The following is a 17,179-nucleotide window of genomic DNA, read 5'->3' as shown; positions in this document are numbered from 1 at the left end:
GTGCCATCGGCGCGCGCGCGAACCCACGGGCGAACTTGCCGCGGGCGTCGGTCGTGCTGGAATCGCCCCTCTCGGGACCGCTGCCCGCTAGAGTCCCTTGCGGCCGAAGGTCGCCGGCCGGCGCGCGGGCAGCGGTGCACCGCCGGGCCGCGCGGGCGTCGGCGGCGAAGCGCCGGCGGGCGCATCGGGGCGCAGCGTCGGGGGCAGGGGCATATCCTTGCGCGGCCGGTCGGGCCGGTCGATGTCGAACTCGACGAACATCGCCTTCACCGGCGTCGTGCGATCGGCCCGGCTGGGGCCGAAGAAGCAGCGGATCGACTGGTCTTCCTCGCTCGTCCCGATCGTGTCGCCATGCGCGATCACCGGGCCATTGATCAGCAGGTAGCGCAGCAGCTCGACCACGCGCGCATCGACCAGCGCGAGCGGGTGCGGCGCGTTCCACACCTCGACCTCATAGCCGAGGAACGGCTCGAGCCCGCCGGTGGTCAGCGAGACGTCGCCGTCGCTGAGCGAATTGGGCGCCACCCAGGTCCACAGCTGGATCGGCACTTCGTCGTGATGGAGGATCGAGACGAGCTGCTTGGTCCTCTCGGGCGAGAAGATCGTCGAGACCATGTCGTTCATCACCGCCGCGACCTGGGGCAGCAGCGCGATGATGCCGACGAGGATGGTCGCCGCCTTGGCGGTCTGCGCCCGCGCCTGATAGTCGTCGGGCGCATCGACCAGCACGGTGACATAGCCGCGGTGCCGCGCCACGCGCGCCTTGTCGGCCTCGGCGAACCAATGGCTGCGCTGGTAGCAATTGGCGATCGCCTGGGGCTCGCAGGGGATCGGCGAGGCGATCAGCATGATCTTGGCGCGGCCCTGGCAGAAGCCCATCCCCTGCGGGATCACCACGCCCGACCAGTTTCCGCCCGGATCGATCGCGTTCATCGCCTGCTCGATCTTGTCCCAGTCGATGAACAGATTGCCGTCGTGGAGCAGGGTGAAGCTGCCGAGCCGGCTGGCGGGCGCCTTCGCCTCGACGGGCGGCTGCTCGGCCTCCGGAGCGGGGGCGGGCGCAGGCACGGGTGCCTCGCCGCCGTCCAATGCCTCGGGCCGTCCGACCTGGCCGCGCTGGCGCAGCGCCGGATCGCCTTCGAGCATCTTGGCGAGCGAGCGCATGTCGGTGGGGTCGAGCCAGGTCTCGCCGGGTGCCAGCTGCAGCCAGGCGCGCTCGTCTTCCTCGACCGCGATCGCGGTGGCGGCGATCAGCGCGATCCCGCGCGCGTCATTCTCGTCGTCGAGCGAGGGGCGGCTGATCGTGAGATGCATCGCGTGCGCGGGCGGCTGGTGGCCGTTGGCGGGGCGATAGGGCGCCTCGTGCAGCGTGACGCAGAGCATCACCATGTCGTTCGCACCGCGGCCGAGGATCGTGTGGGGCCTCAGGAAGCTCGCGACATCGTCGTTGCCGCCATGGTCCTCGTCGCCGGCGCGCCAGGCGAGCGAAGGGTAATAGCGGGTCAGCGCGCGGCGCACCGCGGCGACGGGGAAGCGGACAGGATGCTGGATCAGCAGGACGGCCATGGTCAGCTCGGCGCAGTCGTGGCGGATGCCGCGCTTTTGCCACGAGCGCGTTAAGCAAGGCCTAAGTTGCGACGGTGTCTCCAATCCCAACCGTCACCCCGGCCTTGTGCCGGGGCCCACGGGGAGGCGAGGGCTGGACAGGAGGCCCCATGGCAGTCCGCGCGACTGGGTGGGCCCCGGCACAGGGCCGGGGTGACGAACTGGAATAGCCCTGTCGCCTTGCTCTCTTCCCCCCACGAACCGAGTTGATCTTGCAGCCCACGGTCCCCAATAGGCGGGCATGGCCACCGACTCTCCCCTCGAACGCTTGCGCAACGTGCTCGGCGGAACCGCGCGCGCGCTGAGCGGCGTCGCCGAGGCCGAACTGGCGTTCACCGCCGATGCGCCGCACCAGAGCGGCAAGAGCATCAAGGTGCCGATGCCCAGCCGCGCGCTGCCGCCCGAGCAGGTCGCCGAGGCGCGCGGCTTCGCCGACGGCTTCGCGCTGCGCATGCGCCACCACGACGCCGGGCTCCACGCCCGCGGCGCGCCCAAGGAGCCGGTCGCGCGCGCGGTGTTCGACTCGGTCGAGGGCGCGCGGGTCGAGGCGCTAGGGTCGAAGGGCTATGCCGGCATCGCCGCCAACCTCGACCATGCGCTCGAGCTGAAGCTCCGCTCGGACCCGATCGCGCGCGCGCGCAATCGCGACGAAGTACCGCTCTCCACCGCGATCGCGCTGATGGTGCGCGAGCGGCTGACCGGCCGGCCCGCGCCGTCCAGCGCGGCGCTCGGCCTCGCGCTCGTCGCCGACTGGATCGAGGAGAAGGCGGGCGGCGACCTCGACGCGCTCGCGCTCGCGATCGACGACCAGGCTGCCTTCCAGGGCCTCGCCACCAAGCTGCTCCAGGATCTCGAGCTCACCGAGGGCGAGATGATCCCCGACGAGAGCGACGACGACGGCGGCGAGGACGAAGGCGCCGACGAGCAGGACGAGCCCGGCGAGGAGGAGGGCGAGAGCCAGTCGGACAGCGGCGAGGGCCAGACCGAGGCGCGCGGCGAGCAGCGTGAGGACGGCGAGGCGGAGCAGGGCGAGCAGGAACGCTCCGACGCGATGGAGGACGGCGACGGCGAGCCCGGCGACGAAGGCGACGAGGGCATGCTGCCCACGCGCCCCAACCGCCCGTGGAGCGACTTGCCGCCGCAGTTCGAGTACAAGCCCTACACGCGCCAGTTCGACGAGGTCGTGCTGGCCACCGACCTCTGCGACGCCGAGGAGCTCGATCGCCTCCGCTCCTATCTCGACCAGCAACTCGCGCATCTCCAGGGCGTCGTGACCAAGCTCGCCAACCGGCTCCAGCGCCGGCTGATGGCGCAACAGAACCGCAGCTGGGACTTCGACCAGGAGGAAGGCATCCTCGACGCCGCGCGGCTCGCGCGGATCGTGGTCAATCCGATGCTGTCGCTCAGCTACAAGATCGAGCGCGACACCGATTTCCGCGACACGGTGGTGACGCTGCTCATCGACAATTCGGGATCGATGCGCGGCCGCCCGATCTCGATCGCGGCGATCAGCGCCGACATCCTCGCGCGCACGCTCGAGCGCTGCGGGGTGAAGACCGAGATCCTCGGTTTCACCACCCGCGCCTGGAAGGGCGGCCAGTCGCGCGAGAAATGGCTCGCCGACGGCCGCCCGCCGCAGCCCGGCCGGCTCAACGACATCCGCCACATCGTCTACAAACAGGCCGACGAGCCGTGGCGCCGCGCCAAGCGCTCGCTCGGGCTGATGATGCGCGAGGGGCTGCTCAAGGAGAATATCGACGGCGAGGCGCTGCTCTGGGCGCATGAGCGGATCATCGCGCGACCCGAGGAGCGCAAGATCCTGATGGTGATCTCGGACGGCGCACCGGTCGACGATTCGACGCTGTCGGTCAATTCGGGCAGCTACCTCGAGCGGCACCTGCGCCAGGTGATCGGCTGGATCGAGGGCCGTTCGCCGGTCGAGCTCGTCGCGATCGGCATCGGCCATGACGTGACGCGCTATTACCAGCGCGCGGTGACGATCATGGATGCCGAGCAGCTCGCCGGCACGATGATCGAGCAGCTTGCCGGGCTGTTCGACGCGGAATGACCGTCGATCCGCCGCCGGGCGGGTTCGTCGGGCCCGTCAAGCGATCGGCGACGATCGCCGGCCATGCGACCTCGATCAGCCTCGAGCCTGTCTTCTGGGAAGCGCTCGAAGCGGCGGCAGGCGAGCGCTCGCTGCCGCTCAACGCGCTGATCGCCGCGATCGACCATGCGCGCATCCAGGCGGCTGATCCCCCCAACCTCGCCAGCGCGCTTCGCAGCTGGCTGATGGCGCGCGCCGAGGCCAGCGCCCGGGGCTGAATCGCCTCGACAACCCCGGCCGATTCCGTTGCACGCGTGCGCAGCTCCTTGCGACATTCCGCGACAAAGTTGCGAGCAACTCGCATTAGCGTTGACTTTGAGAACGACTCTCAATAGCGGATGCGTCAACGAAACGAAGAAAGAGCAAGGGGCCATCGTGACCAGTTCATCCGCCAATCCCGCGTTCCTGGCGCTCGCCTGCGTCGGCTTCCTGACGAGCGCCCCCGCGCTCGCGGCCGACGGACCCGGCGGGCCCTCGGCCGACGCGCCCAATCCGACCGACGACCAGGATGCGCAGAGCGGCCAGATCGTCGTCGAGGGCCAGCCCTATGAAACCCGGCAGGAAAGCCCCAAGGCGACCCGCTCGGTGCGCGACACGCCGCAGACCGTTACGGTGATCACGCGCGAGACGATCGAGCAGCAGAACCTGCTCACGCTGCGCGACGTGCTGTCGACCGCGCCGGGCATCACCTTCGGCGCCGGCGAGGGCGGCGGCGGCTATGGCGATTCGATCACGCTGCGCGGCTATTCGGCCAATTCGGACATCACTGTCGACGGCGTGCGCGACAGCGCCCAGTACAGCCGCACCGATCCGTACAACCTCGAGCAGGTCGAAATCGTGAACGGCGCCAATTCGGTGTACGGCGGCTCGGGCTCGGTCGGCGGGTCGATCAACATCGTCACCAAGAACCCGACCGGCAGCGACCGCGTGATCGCGACCGGCGGCGTCGGCACCGACAATTATTACCGCGGCACGATCGACGCGAACCGGCGGGTGAACGACTTCATCGGCGTGCGGCTCAATGCGATGTACCACCACAACGACGTCCCCGGCCGCGACGTCGAGGACTACAAGCGCTGGGGCGTCGCGCCCGCGATCACGCTGGGGATCAACAGCCCGACGCGCCTGACGCTGAAGTACCAGCACCAGGAAGACGCCAACATCCCGCAGTACGGCGTCCCTTATTACATGACCGCGACCAACGACGGGCCGCTGCCCGGCGTCGATCGCAGCGACTATTTCGGCTATCGCAACGTCGACACCCAGGAGATCAACTTCGATCAGGCGACCGCGATCTTCGAGCACGACTTCTCGGACAAGGTCTCGATCCGCAACCTGACCCGCTGGCAGGACGTCAGGCAGCTCTCGATCGTCGATCCGCCCCAGGGTACGTGGTGCCTCGCGACCGGCGTCACGCCCACCGGCGCCGCCTGCACCGCGACGATCGCCGCGCAGACGATCGGCAACGCCAGCATCCCCGGCGGCACGCTCACCATCCCGGCCGGCTATTTCCTGGCGAGCGGCCCGCGCGGCAACACCCGCGACTCCGACAACCAGCTGATGTACAACCAGACCGACCTGCGCGCGGTGTTCGACACCGGCGGGATCGAGCATACGCTGGTGATCGGCGCGTCCTACAGCTGGGAGAAATACTTCCTCTCGACCGGCAACGTGCTGCGCAACGCCAACGGCACCGCAGCGTTCAACTATTCGCCGCTGATCAACATGGCGAACCCGAATGAAGTGGTTCAGGGCCCCGCGGCCACCACCGGGCTGGCGCGCGTCTACGGCAGCAACGTCTACACCGGCCCGCTCAATTTCATCGAGAGCGCACGCCAGACCGGCGAGCTGAGCGACGTGGCCTTCTATGCCTTCGACACGCTGTCGCTCCACAAGAAGCTCGAGCTCAACCTCGGCGCGCGCTGGGAACACAACAGCGGCTTCTACCGTGCCGACACGGTCTCGACCGCTGCCGCGACGCTCGGCCAGGTGACCACCGGCCAGCGCTTCGAGAACAGCGCGAATCTGTTCTCCTATCGCCTGGGCCTGGTCTACAAGCCGGTCGAGCCGGTGAGCCTCTATGTGGCGTACGGCAATTCGAAGACGCCTTCGAAGACGTCGGTCAACGGTTCGTGCGCGGCGGCGACGTGCAACGTCGAGCCCGAATCGGCGAAGAATTACGAGATCGGCGCCAAGGCCGAGCTGTTCCATGGCGGGGTGCTGCTCACCGCGGCGTTCTTCCGCAACGACCGCGACAAGTACAAGGTCGCGTCGAACGACCCGCAGATCCCCGACCAGGTGCTCGACGGCCATTCGCGCGTCGACGGCATCTCCCTGGGCGCGGTGGGCAAGATCAGCTCGCGCTGGTCGGTGACGGCCAACTACACCTATCTCGACGGCAAGCTGCTCCAGTCGGTCTCGGACTTCTGCATCGGCCACCCCGGTGCCACCGGCTGCGCCAACAGTGGCGCGGTGCCCGATCCGGGCAAGGGCGCCGAGCTGACCAACACGCCGCGCCATTCGGGCAGCCTGTTCACGGTGTACAAGCTGCCGTTCGGCCTCTCGGTCGGCTATGGCGTGAGCTACCAGGGCAGCTTCGCCTTCGGCACGCCGACGCTCGCCGCGCCCACCGTGCTGCGCTCGGAGGCCTATTGGGTGCACAGCGCCTATGTCGCCTATGAGTTCAATCACAACCTCAGCGCGCAGCTCAACGTGAAGAACCTCACCGACGCGGAATATTACACGCGAATCCGCAACAACGGCTGGGCGACGCCGGGCGACGGTCGCTCGGCGGTGCTCTCGCTGACCTACAGTTTCTGATCGTGGCGGCGGCCGGCGCGGCGCGGCGTTCCTTCGGGCGCGCGTTGCCGGGCCGGCCGCCGCACATTATGGCCGGGCGATGCTGCTTCCGATCCCCAACCTCCTCGATCCGGCCGACGTGGCGCGGCTGCGCGGCATCCTCGACGCGGGCGAATGGGTGGACGGCAACGTCACCTCGGGGCCCCAGGCGGCGCTCGCCAAGCGCAACGAACAGCTGACCGAGGCGAGCCCCGCCGCGCGCGAGGCCGGCGCCCGGGTGCTCGAGGCACTGGGCCGATCGCCGTTGTTCGTCGCGGCGGCGCTGCCGCTCAAGATCTTCCCGCCGCTGTTCAATCGCTATGCCGGCGGCCAGGCGTTCGATACGCATGTCGACAATGCCGTGCGCATCCAGCGCGGCAGCGAATTCCGCATCCGCAGCGATCTGTCGATGACGGTCTTCCTCGAGGATCCCGAGGCCTATGACGGCGGCGAGCTGCTGATCGAAGGCCAGTTCGGCGCGCAATCGGTCAAGCTGCCCGCAGGGCATGCGATCCTCTATCCTTCGTCGAGCCTCCATCGCGTCGCGCCGGTGACGCGCGGGTGCCGCGTGGCGAGCTTCTTCTGGATCCAGTCGATGGTCCGCGACGACGGCGCGCGGCGGATGCTGTTCGATCTCGACCAGGCCGTGCAGCGGCTCGTCGGCCAGCTGGGGCAGGGCGATCGCTCGGTGGTCGAGCTGACGGGAGTGTACCACAACCTTCTGCGCCGCTGGGCGGATGCCTGACCACGCCGTACGGCCGAATGTCGACGCGCCTCTCGACGGGTTGCAAAATAGGAATTGAGGCGCGAGCCTGGCTGCTGCTCTTTCGCATCGTCGATCCACACCAGCGCTCATCCAGAAGCCGGCGCGCATCCGTTTATCCCGGACGGGATTTTTCGACATAGTTGGTGTCAACGGTGTAAACTGTGTTATCTATATACCACACCAAGATCGTCCTGGGAGGGGAGGCAATCAGTCCGCCAGCATCGCGGCCAATCCGGGCGACAGGATTTCCTCGAACCCCTCTCCCGCGCGCAGCACCATGTGCGCCGCCAGCCCCTCGGCTCCGGCGAGCGCCATCCCTTCACGCCCCAGCACCGTGAGCGCGGTCGCCCAGGCGTCGGCGAGCATGCAGCATGGGTGCAGCACGCTCACCGAAGCGACCCCGTTGGTCACCGGCGCGCCGGTACGCGGGTCGAGCGTGTGGGCGTAGCGCCGGCCGCCATGCCGAAAGGCGCGCAGATAATCCCCCGAGGTGGCGACCGAGAGCCCGTGGAGCGCGACGCGCAACGGCAGCATCCGGCTTCCCGGCACCGCCGCGAGGTCGACCCACCAGGGCTGGCCGTCGGGCTTGATCCCCTCGCCGCGCAGCTCGCCGCCGACTTCGACGAGGCAATCGGCCACGCCGATGCTGCGCAGCAATTCGGCCACCACGTCGACGGCGTGGCCCTTGGCGATCCCGGAGAGGTCGAGCTGCGCCGGTGCGCTCCGGCGTGCCCGGCGGTCGTCGAGCTCGATCCGGGCGCGGCCCGACACCGCAAGCGCGTCTTCGATCTCGGCGGGCGAGGGGAGGTCCATGCGCGGCCCAGGCGGGCCGAAGCCCCAGAGGTCCACCAGCCGCCCCATCGCCGGATCGAACGCCCCGCCGCTCCGCTCGGCGACGTCGAGCGCCGCGGCGAGCACCTTCGCGAAGCCCGGCGGCAGCGGCTGCCAGCGCCCGGGCTCGCTGCGGTTGAAGCGGCCGAGGTCCGATCCCGGCTCCCAATGGCTCATCTCGGCGACGATGCGGTCGAGCACCGCCTGGATGCGCGAAGCCAGCCCGTCGGGCGCGCCCACCGCGCGCACCGACCAGCTGGTGCCCATCGTCTGTCCCGAGAGGCTCGCCACGAGCGCATCCGCGCGGCGCCGATCGAACGCCGCGCGATCGAGGTCGAGCGGTATCGCGGTGCGCGTCAGCCGATCACCTCGACGGTCATCGCATAGCTCGAGCGGCGCTGCGGCGGGCCAATCGGGCGGAAGCCGCCCTCGCCGGGGCCGCCGGGGCCTGCACCTTCGGGCCGGGGCGTGGCGCCCTGCGGGCCGGGGCCGCCGGGACTGCCGGCGCCCTCGGGGCGGCCGGGACCACCGGGGCCGCCCGGCCCTCCGGGACCGCCCTCACTGCGCGGCGAGCCCATGCTCGCGCTCACCCACCACATGCCCGGCTCGGGCCATTTGATCGTCACCTTGCCTTCGGCGTCGGTGGTCAGGCTTAGCTGCTTCAGCCCGTCGCTGTAGCGCACGCCACCGTTCACCGCGGTGACCGCGAGGCCCGCCGCCGGCTTGCCGTCGAGCAGGAACTGGAAGGTCGCCGATTCGCCCACCGCCAGGTCGTTGGGATGCGTGACGGGCACCATCTCGATGCCCTTGCCCACCGGCTTGAACACCGCGGTGGTCGGCTGGCCTGCCGTGACGAAGGTCTCGATCCGGCTGTTGTTCTCGGCGGTCCACACCTCGGTCGCGCCGGCCGGGATCGCCTGCGCCAGCGTCGCCGTCGTCGTGCCGCGCGGCAGCATCTTGCGCTCGCCGCCCAGCATGTAGCTGCCCATCACCCCGTCCGAGACGATCGCGAGCTTGTAGGTGCCGCGCTGGGTGAGGTGGAGGTCGAAGGTCAGCCGCAGCTTGCCCTTGCCGACATTCTCGACCGCCAGCTCGGTCCCGTCGGGTGCATAGGCGACCGGAGTCCAGGGCTGGGCGGGGTGGTCGTAATAATAGAGGTCGGTCGAGATCGCCGCGTCGACCGTCAGCCACTCGTCGCCGTTGCCGACGAACTGGGTTTCGGAAGGCAGCATCCAGGCGCGCGGCGCGGCGGCGGCGAGCTGGGGCACCAGCAGCGCGGCGATCGCGACGATCGATGCGAGCGGCTTGCGGAAGGCGTGCATGGCGGCTCTCCTCAGCGGTGCGCGTTCAGGGTGACCGCGCCGAGTTCGGACTGGCCCTTGGCGCTTGCCGAGACGGCCTTGCTGCCGTTCCAGGCGAAGGGCAGGCGGACGACTTCGCGGCCGCCCGATTCGCGCGCGGCCTCGATCACGAGGGTGTAGCTGCCCGGGGTCAGCGCGGGCATGCCGCCGCGGCCGGCGGTGAAGCTCAGCTTGTGCGTGCCCGGTGCGCGCGTCGCGCTCGAGATGCCGTCGGCGGGGTAGGTCCCCGCGCGGCCCGTCGCGCGCCACCACATCCGCACGTCGCGCAGCCAGCGGGTGCCGGCGTTGTTGCGCTTGTTGACGTCGTACCAGACCGAGAGCGTGCGCGGGGCGGCGCCTTCCTTCTCGATCCACACCGCCACATAGGGCCGGTGGTATTCGGCGACGCTGAGCTGCGGCAGCGAGACGGTGAGATCGATCGTCTGCGCACTCGCGGCCGCGGGGATCAGCCCGCCGCCGATCGCGGCAATCGTCAGTCCGGTGAGGCGAAACTCCATGGGGCGAGCCTTCTCTTAGTGGATCAGGAAAATGGCGATCAGCGCCGGGATCAGCAGCCCCAGGCCGACGAGCGGCCAGGTGCTCCTGCGGTGCTTCGAATGCATCCACAGCAGCACGAGCCCCGTAAGCGAGAAGATGATGCAGGCGAGCACGAAGATGTCGAGGAACCACTTCCATACCGGCCCGGCGTTGCGGCCCTTGTGGAGGTCGTTGAGATAGGCGATCCAGCCGCGCGAGCTGGTCTCGCTGGTCACTTCGCCGCTCGCGCGGTCGATCGAGATCCAGGCGTCGCCGCCGGGGCGCGGCCTGGCGAGGTAGATTTCGTCGGCGCTCCACTCGGCGGTGCCGCTCGCGTCGAGCTTGACCTGGCCGGTGATCCACTGCGCCACCGCGGGCGGGATCGGTTTCTTGCTGTCGGGCCTGTCGTCGGGCTTCACTTGCGCGGCGAGCGGCGCGGGAAGCTGCGCCTTGGCGTCGACCGTCGTGGGCGCCGCCTCGATGTCGGCGGCATGGTTCAGCGTGAAGCCGGTGACCGCGAACAGCATCAGCCCGATCAGGCTGATCGCCGAGCTCATCCAATGCCAGGTGTGGAGCTGCTTCAGCCAGAAGCTCTTCCGGCTGCGCTTCTTGGTCGCCGGAGGCGGGGTGCCGTGCATGGGAATGGAGCGGTCTCGAAGGCTAAGTACGAGCCGAAGCGGTATCGCAAACGATTCGCAATTGCAATCGAATCAGGCCGCCCCAAAGTGCGATTGGCGTGATTGATTATTCGCGGCCCAGCAGCACCCTCGCCTGGCCCGCGATCTGCGCAAGCATCGCCGCATTGGGCGTCGCCGCAGCCCGCGCGCGCGCGACCAGCTGAGCGAATTGCGCCACTCGATTGCGGTTCTCATCGAGCCAGGCATCGACCCCCGCCTGGGGATCGTCGCCCTTGATCCGCGTGAGGAAATCGAAGCGCAGCTGCTGGAAGTCGCGCGCGAGGCCCGCGATCAGCAGCCGCTCCCACACGTCGCCCGTCGTGATCCGCGCCGCGGTCGACTGCGCCCAGTCGAGCCCCAGCGCATGGCCGAGCTTGGTGAAGGCGCGCGCGAGATCGGTCTCGTCGATGCTGCGGCGCTCGCCGAGGTCGGCGAGGCCCACCGCGCCGTCGAGCTCGAACAGCCGCACCACGCGGCCGGCGAGATCGGCCGGCGCGCCCGCCGCCTGAAGCCGCGCCGCGATCCGCCCGCTCTGCGCCTGGACTTCCTCGAGCAGCAGCTTCTTGGCTTCGCGCGCGAGATTGCCGACGCGCGGGCGAAGCCGCTCGATCACTTGCGCCGGGCTCGCGCCCGGACGGCAGACGCGCAGCAGGTCGGCGACGTGCGTGCGTGCGGCGACCGCGACTTCGTCGAGCAGCGCGATGCGCGCGGTCTCGCTGATCGGCGCCTGCTCGATCTCCTCCCACAGCGGCTCGAGCCCGAACAGGTCCTCGGTGACGACGAACATCGCCGCGATGTCCCCCATCGCTGCGCCTTCCTCTTCGGCGAGCTCGAAGGGGTGGAGCACGCCGAGCCGGTTGACCACGCGATTGGCGAGCTTGGTCGCGACGATCTCGCCGCGCAGGCGATGTTCCTCGATCGCGGCTGCATATGTCTTGCGCATCGCCGGGGGGAAAGCCTCGAACAGATAGTCCTCGAGCGCCTTGTCCCGGCCGAGCGGGCTGTGCTCGATCGCGTCCTGGAGCGCGAGCTTGGCGCTGGCGAGCAGCACCGCGAGCTCGGGCCGGGTGAGGCCATGCCCGTCCTGCGCCCGCCGCAGCAGCTCCTCGTTCGGGCCCAGGCCCTCGACCGCGCGGTCGAGCCGGCCGCCGCCCTCGAGGATCTCGATCACGCGGACATAGCTCGGCAGTGCGACCGGGCCGTCATTCTCCATGAAGGAGAGCGCAAGCGTCTGGAGACGATTGTCCTCGAGCACGATGTGCGCGACGTCGTCGGTCATCGAGACGAGCAGCTTGTTGCGGTCCTCGAAGTCGAGCCGGCCCTCGATCACTTCGCGGTTGAGCGCGATCTTGATGTTGACCTCGTTGTCCGAGCAATCGACGCCCGCCGAATTGTCGATGAAGTCGGTGTTGATCCGTCCGCCCCGCTCCGAGAAGGCGATGCGCGCCGCTTGGGTCACGCCCAGGTTGGCGCCTTCGCCGATCGCCTTGGCGCGGACGTCCTCGGCATCGACGCGGAGGCGATCGTTCGCCGGATCGCCGACGTCGACATGGCTCTGCGCGGCGGCCTTCACATAGGTGCCGATGCCGCCGAACCAGATCAGGTCCACCTCGGCCTTGAGGATCAGCGTGATCAGCGAGGTGGGATCGAGCTCCTTCGCCTCGGTGCCGAGCATCGCGCGAACCTCGGGGCTCAGCGGGATCATCTTCTCGGTGCGCGCGAACACGCCGCCGCCGGGCGAGATCAGCGCGGGGTCGTAATCCGCCCAGCTCGAGCGCGGCAGGCCGAACATCCGCTTGCGCTCGTCCCAGCTCTTCGCTGGATCGGGGTTGGGGTCGAGGAAGATATGGCGATGGTCGAACGCCGCGACGAGCTGGACCGCCTTCGATTCGAGCAGGCCGTTGCCGAACACGTCGCCCGACATGTCGCCGCAGCCGGCGATGCGGATCGTGTCGGTCTGGACGTCGACGCCCATCTCGAGGAAGTGGCGCTTGACGCTGATCCACGCGCCCTTGGCGGTGATGCCCATCGCCTTGTGGTCGTAGCCGTGCGAGCCGCCGGAGGCGAAGGCGTCGCCCAGCCAGAAGTCGTGGTCGACCGCGATCGCGTTGGCGACGTCGGAGAAGGTCGCGGTGCCCTTGTCGGCGGCAACGACGAAATAGGGGTCCTCGCCGTCGAGGATCGCGACGCCCTGCGGATGGACGACCTTGCCCGCGACGATGTTGTCGGTGATCGACAGCAGGGCGCGGATGAAGACGCGGTAGCTCTCGGTCCCTTCGGCGAACCAGGCGTCGCGGTCCTGCGCGGGGTTGGGGAGCTGCTTGGGATAGAAGCCGCCCTTGGCGCCGGTCGGCACGATCACCGCGTTCTTGACGCGCTGCGCCTTCATCAGCCCGAGGATCTCGGTGCGGAAGTCGTCGCGCCGGTCGGACCAGCGCAGCCCGCCGCGCGCCACCGGGCCGGCGCGCAGGTGGATGCCCTCGACGCGGGGGGAATAGACCCAGATCTCGCGCCACGGCAGCGGCCGCGGCAGGCCCGGGACCAGCGCGCTGTCGAGCTTGAACGCCAGCGCTTCGTCGCCCGTGCCGGTGAAGGCGTTGGTGCGCAGCGTCGCGGTCACCACGCCGCGCATCGCGCGCAGGATGCGGTCGTCGTCGATCGCCGCGACCTTGAGCAGGCCGGTCTCGATCGCCTCCGAGGCACCGTCGACGGTAAGCGCGTCCTTGCCCGCGCGCTTCGGGTCATGCGCCGCCTCGAAGCGCTGGATCAACGCCGCGGCCACCGCCGGGGCGCGCCGCAGCGCATCGACGACGGTCGCCAGGCCGTAGCTCAGCCCGGCCTGGCGCAGGTAGCGGAACCAGGCGCGGAACAGCACCACCGAGCGCGGGCGCATCCCCGCCTCGACGATCAGCCGGTTGAATGCGTCGTTCTCGGCGCGGCCCTCGAGCACCGCGGTGATCGCTTCCTCGACCAGGCCGGGGTCCTCGTGGAGAACGCCGCCGCCGCCGCCGATCAGCGTGACTTCGAAGTCATGGACGAAGATGCCGTCGCCGCCGGTCAGCTCGGTCGGCACTTCGTCGATCACGCGGAAGCCGAAATTCTCGAACACCGGCACGGCATCCGACAGCGCCAGCGCGCCGCCCATGCGATAGAGCTTGGCGTGGTAGATGCCTTCGTGCGCGTCGCGCGAGCAGATCCGCACCGCGCGGTCGCCGGGCGATTTGAGCGTGGCGATGCGCAGGATGTCGCGCGCCGCCTCGGTCGCGTTGTTGAGCGCGCGGTAGGCAGGCGGGAAGCGATGGGCATAGCGCAGCGTCAGCCGCGCGGCGCGCATCCCCGCCTCGTCGGCGAGCGCGGCTTCGATCGCCGGCTCCCAGCCGCGCAGCATCTGCTTGAGGCGCTGGTCGAGCGTGCCGGGATCGGGCAGCTCGCCGCCGCCGCGCAGGTCGAGCGTGTAGCGGAGCAGCGCGACCACGCCATCCTCGAGGCTGATCGACCAGTTGATCAGCCGCGCCCTGGCGGCGTCGGCGAGCATCTCGCCGATCGCGACGCGGCGGCCGGTGGTGAGGTCGTCGCGCGGCAGCCAGACGAAGGCGAAGAGGTGGCGCCCCAGGGGGCTGCGCACCAGCACCAGCTTGGGCCGCGGCCGATCTGCGACCGACATGGCGGTCAGCACGAGCCGCTCGAGCGACTCGGGGTCGAGCGCGGTGGTCTGGTCGTGCGGCAGCGCGGTCAGCGCATGCGCCATCGCCTTGCCGGTATGGCCCTTGGGATCGAAGCCGAACTTGGCCTCGAGCGCCTTCAGCCGCTGGCGGAGCAGCGGCACGTCCTCGGGCGGCGAGAACATCGCGGCGCTGGTCCAGAGGCCGGCGTGGATCGAGAGGCCGACGACTTCGGCGCCGACCACGATCGGTGCGACGACGATGTCGAGCGGCACGCGGCGGTGCACCGGCGAGATGCAGTTGGACTTGAGCAGCAGCGGTGCCTCGCCGCCTTCGCGGAAATGCCTGATCGCGAGCTCGCGCGATGCATCGGCGAGGATCGGCGTCGAGAGCGTGTAGCGCGCGAGGCCGAGCGGGTCGCTCGCGCCGTCCTTCGGCCGCCAGCTCTCGTGCGAAAGCAGGGTCATCGCGCCTTCGAGGAACCAGCGCAGCAGCGCGGCGCCTTCGGACGTGCCCAGCGCATCGGCGTCGCGCGCCATCGCCGCCTGGAGCGCGCGCCAGTCCTCGACCGCGGCATAGACCTGCTCGAGCGAGCGTTCGAGCTCGGCGACCAGCGCGCGGCGCACGCGCGCATCGGCGCGGTCCATCTCGATATAGACCATCGATTCGGGCTTGCCGCTGCCGACGCCTGAGAGGTGGCCCTTCTCGTCGCGTTCGACCTGGATCACCGGGTGGATGATGCGGTGGATCGCGATGTCGAACGTGGCGATCGCCGCCGAGATCGAATCGACGAGGAACGGCATATCGGCGTTGATCGCCGCGAGCCGCATCGAGCGGCGTCCATCCTCGGTGTAGGTTTCGAGTGCGACGCGCGGCGCGCCCGGCTCGCGGTGTGCCGCGGTTTCGGCGACGAAGGACGCGGCGGTGGCGCGATCGGCCTCCCCGAACCCTTCGACTTCTCCCGGGAGGGCTCCTTCGAGGAGCCGCGCTTCAAGCGCTTCGGTCAGCGCCTTTGTGATCTTGGGCATCGCGGCCCTATGCGCCCGCGCCGTTACGACCTCAAGGCCGTTGTGGTATCATTTGTGACTAGTGTAGGCGCCAGGGTCGGTTCCGACGACCCATCAACCGTCATCCCGGCGAAGGCCGGGACCCAGGGTTGCAAAGAATGTCGCTCTTGGCCCTGGGTCCCGGCTTTCGCCGGGGTGACGGCCGTCAGTCTGCCCTCAGGCCGCGGCCTTCTTCACCACCCGCTCGGTCAGCGCCGCATCGCTGTCCACCGCTGCGACGATGTCGAGCCCGCCTTCGCCGGCGCGCGCGATCAGCACGACGAACTCGTTCGCACCCGCCTCGATCGGCACATGCGCGAGCGGGGGGCGGCTGCGCAGCTCCTCGGCGGCGCGGGCGAAGATGTCCTGCGCCGGCGCGGGGCGCCTGAGCGCGCGCTCGGCGGCGACGACGCCCTTGATCCCACCCTCGGCGACTTCGAGCCAGCCGTCGAGCCCGCCCTCGGGCACGGCGTTGCGCTGGGCATGGGTCAGCACCGCGGCGAATTCGGTGACTCGCGTCTTGTCGTAGCCGGCGCCGAAGACGAGCTTGACGCACGGCGTCATCGGCGCGCGCGCCTGGGCGCGCAGGCCATTGAGCTCGAGCAGTTCGGCGAAGCCCTCGGCATCGTCCTCGGCGGCGATCGCGAAATCATAGGCGCGGGCGAGGGCGCGGTAGAGCGCCGAGCGGCTGCGCGTGTCGGTGGCGCTCGCTTGCGCCGCCGAGTCGCGCGCGGCGGCCAGCCGGTCGGCCAGCGTCGCGTCGACGGGGAGCGGGGCCGGGAGAAGCTCGGTGCCGGTGTCGAGCGCCGCATCGGCGAAGCCCGCGCTCGGGCCGTCGGCCCAGACCGGAGCGAGCGAGGGCGTCGGCGCGGTGCGGCGCGCTTCCTCGATCTCGGCGTTGAGCCGCGCCTGCGTCTCGGCGTCGACCAGCTCCTTCCAGTTGATCACGCCATAGATGAAGTCGATCGTGTCCTCGTCGGACGAGAACGGCATCAGGATGCCGCGATAGAGCGTGTTGTGCCCGCGTGTGCCGACGAACTCGGCCTCGAACCCGATCGGCGCGCGATTCGCGATGATCTGGAGATAGTGGTCGGTGAGGCGCGAGAGCAGCGAGCGGCTGGGCACTTCGGCGACGCGGATCGTCGAGGCGTCGACGCCGCATTCCTCGCGCAGCGAGCGGCCGAGGAAGCGGATCACCGGATCCTCGATGCCGTTGGTGAAGTCGAGCAGCACCGAATTCTGGCCGAAATCGGCGATATTCTCGGGATCGAGGTCCTCGATCGAGGGGTAGGCGCGCCCGCCGAGCAGCGAGACCCAGTGGTTGTAGGCGCGCACGTGCATGCGCCGCTCGTCGTTGCCGATATCGAGCGGGCGGTCCGAGACTGCCTCGTCTTCCACCTCGTGATCGAGGCTGGACGAGTCGTTGATGCCGCGCGACATATCCATGCGAACGCTCCGTTGGGGCAACCGGCCCCTTCCCTGTTCGCGCTCTTTTGCACGCTCCATGGTAAACGCAGCGTAAAGGCGGGATGCGGGTGCGCCCTTATCACCGTCGATGGCGGCTGGCCGATCCGGAGTGCCTTGCAACCCCCGAACCTTGCTGGTAAGCGGCCCGCCTCTGAGCGGCACCTCGCGTGCCGCAGGGCCGCTTTAGCTCAGCCGGTAGAGCATCGCATTCGTAATGCGGGGGTCGCGTGTTCGAGTCACGCAAGCGGCACCACCCACTTTCCTTCTAGGATTCGACGTGCATCCCGAGACGGCTTGCATGTG

Annotated in this window: 11 protein-coding genes and 1 tRNA gene; 5 read left to right on the top strand and 7 right to left on the bottom strand. The window is 69.6% G+C overall.

The window, feature by feature from the left end:
* Positions 1–87: 87 nt before the first annotated feature.
* On the bottom strand, positions 88–1,566 hold the full coding sequence (locus J7495_RS10545; protein ID WP_294056453.1) for a DUF4261 domain-containing protein: 1,479 nt from the start codon (positions 1,564–1,566) through the stop codon (positions 88–90).
* A gap of 280 nt (positions 1,567–1,846) precedes the next feature.
* On the opposite strand from J7495_RS10545, the gene cobT reads away from it, so the two are divergent.
* The 4 genes from cobT (at position 1,847) to J7495_RS10525 (ending at position 7,295) form a co-directional block, all read left to right on the top strand.
* Positions 1,847–3,673, top strand: coding sequence for a cobaltochelatase subunit CobT (gene cobT / locus J7495_RS10540; RefSeq protein WP_294056452.1), 1,827 nt, complete (start codon positions 1,847–1,849; stop codon positions 3,671–3,673).
* On the top strand, positions 3,670–3,930 hold the full coding sequence (locus J7495_RS10535; protein ID WP_294056451.1) for a ribbon-helix-helix domain-containing protein: 261 nt from the start codon (positions 3,670–3,672) through the stop codon (positions 3,928–3,930). The genes cobT and J7495_RS10535 overlap by 4 nt, the downstream gene beginning before the upstream one ends.
* 157 nt (positions 3,931–4,087) lie before the next feature.
* Positions 4,088–6,532, top strand: coding sequence for a TonB-dependent receptor (locus J7495_RS10530; protein WP_294056450.1), 2,445 nt, complete (start codon positions 4,088–4,090; stop codon positions 6,530–6,532).
* A gap of 79 nt (positions 6,533–6,611) precedes the next feature.
* On the top strand, positions 6,612–7,295 hold the full coding sequence (locus J7495_RS10525; RefSeq protein WP_294056449.1) for a Fe2+-dependent dioxygenase: 684 nt from the start codon (positions 6,612–6,614) through the stop codon (positions 7,293–7,295).
* A gap of 228 nt (positions 7,296–7,523) precedes the next feature.
* Here J7495_RS10525 and J7495_RS10520 read toward each other — a convergent pair whose 3' ends face one another.
* The 6 genes from J7495_RS10520 to J7495_RS10495 form a co-directional block, all read right to left on the bottom strand.
* Complete coding sequence (locus J7495_RS10520; RefSeq protein ID WP_294056545.1) at positions 7,524–8,414, bottom strand: FAD:protein FMN transferase; 891 nt, start codon at positions 8,412–8,414, stop codon at positions 7,524–7,526.
* An 89-nt stretch (positions 8,415–8,503) separates the two neighbouring features.
* Entirely contained in the window at positions 8,504–9,469 is a 966-nt protein-coding gene (locus tag J7495_RS10515) for a DUF4198 domain-containing protein (protein WP_294056448.1), read from the bottom strand.
* A gap of 11 nt (positions 9,470–9,480) precedes the next feature.
* Positions 9,481–10,005, bottom strand: a complete 525-nt coding sequence (locus J7495_RS10510; protein WP_294056447.1) for a DUF2271 domain-containing protein — start codon at positions 10,003–10,005, stop codon at positions 9,481–9,483.
* A gap of 15 nt (positions 10,006–10,020) precedes the next feature.
* On the bottom strand, positions 10,021–10,662 hold the full coding sequence (locus tag J7495_RS10505) for a PepSY-associated TM helix domain-containing protein (RefSeq protein ID WP_294056446.1): 642 nt from the start codon (positions 10,660–10,662) through the stop codon (positions 10,021–10,023).
* Between the two features lie 106 nt (positions 10,663–10,768).
* Positions 10,769–15,391 (bottom strand): NAD-glutamate dehydrogenase domain-containing protein, encoded by a 4,623-nt coding sequence (locus tag J7495_RS10500; protein WP_294056445.1) that lies wholly within the window; start codon positions 15,389–15,391, stop codon positions 10,769–10,771.
* Positions 15,392–15,586: 195 nt separating this feature from the next.
* Positions 15,587–16,855, bottom strand: a complete 1,269-nt coding sequence (locus J7495_RS10495) for a hypothetical protein (protein WP_294056444.1) — start codon at positions 16,853–16,855, stop codon at positions 15,587–15,589.
* Between the two features lie 198 nt (positions 16,856–17,053).
* On the opposite strand from J7495_RS10495, the gene J7495_RS10490 reads away from it, so the two are divergent.
* A tRNA-Thr gene (locus J7495_RS10490) sits at positions 17,054–17,129 on the top strand.
* Positions 17,130–17,179 lie beyond the last annotated feature (50 nt).

It is taken from the genome of Sphingomonas sp. (assembly GCF_017745215.1).
Lineage (GTDB): Bacteria > Pseudomonadota > Alphaproteobacteria > Sphingomonadales > Sphingomonadaceae > Sphingomonas.
The sequence above is the reverse complement of the archived record's forward strand: the minus strand, read 5'-3'. Positions and strand labels throughout refer to the sequence as shown.

Excerpts from the sequence above, each read along its gene's own strand:
- J7495_RS10545 (WP_294056453.1), bottom strand. The coding sequence starts at position 1,566 with ATGGCCGTCCTGCTGATCCAGCATCCTGTCCGCTTCCCCGTCGCCGCG.
- cobT (WP_294056452.1), top strand. The coding sequence starts at position 1,847 with ATGGCCACCGACTCTCCCCTCGAACGCTTGCGCAACGTGCTCGGCGGA.
- J7495_RS10535 (WP_294056451.1), top strand. The coding sequence starts at position 3,670 with ATGACCGTCGATCCGCCGCCGGGCGGGTTCGTCGGGCCCGTCAAGCGA.
- J7495_RS10525 (WP_294056449.1), top strand. The coding sequence starts at position 6,612 with ATGCTGCTTCCGATCCCCAACCTCCTCGATCCGGCCGACGTGGCGCGG.
- J7495_RS10520 (WP_294056545.1), bottom strand. The coding sequence starts at position 8,414 with ATGGGCACCAGCTGGTCGGTGCGCGCGGTGGGCGCGCCCGACGGGCTG.
- J7495_RS10515 (WP_294056448.1), bottom strand. The coding sequence starts at position 9,469 with ATGCACGCCTTCCGCAAGCCGCTCGCATCGATCGTCGCGATCGCCGCG.
- J7495_RS10510 (WP_294056447.1), bottom strand. The coding sequence starts at position 10,005 with ATGGAGTTTCGCCTCACCGGACTGACGATTGCCGCGATCGGCGGCGGG.
- J7495_RS10505 (WP_294056446.1), bottom strand. The coding sequence starts at position 10,662 with ATGCACGGCACCCCGCCTCCGGCGACCAAGAAGCGCAGCCGGAAGAGC.
- J7495_RS10500 (WP_294056445.1), bottom strand. The coding sequence starts at position 15,391 with ATGCCCAAGATCACAAAGGCGCTGACCGAAGCGCTTGAAGCGCGGCTC.
- J7495_RS10495 (WP_294056444.1), bottom strand. The coding sequence starts at position 16,855 with ATGGATATGTCGCGCGGCATCAACGACTCGTCCAGCCTCGATCACGAG.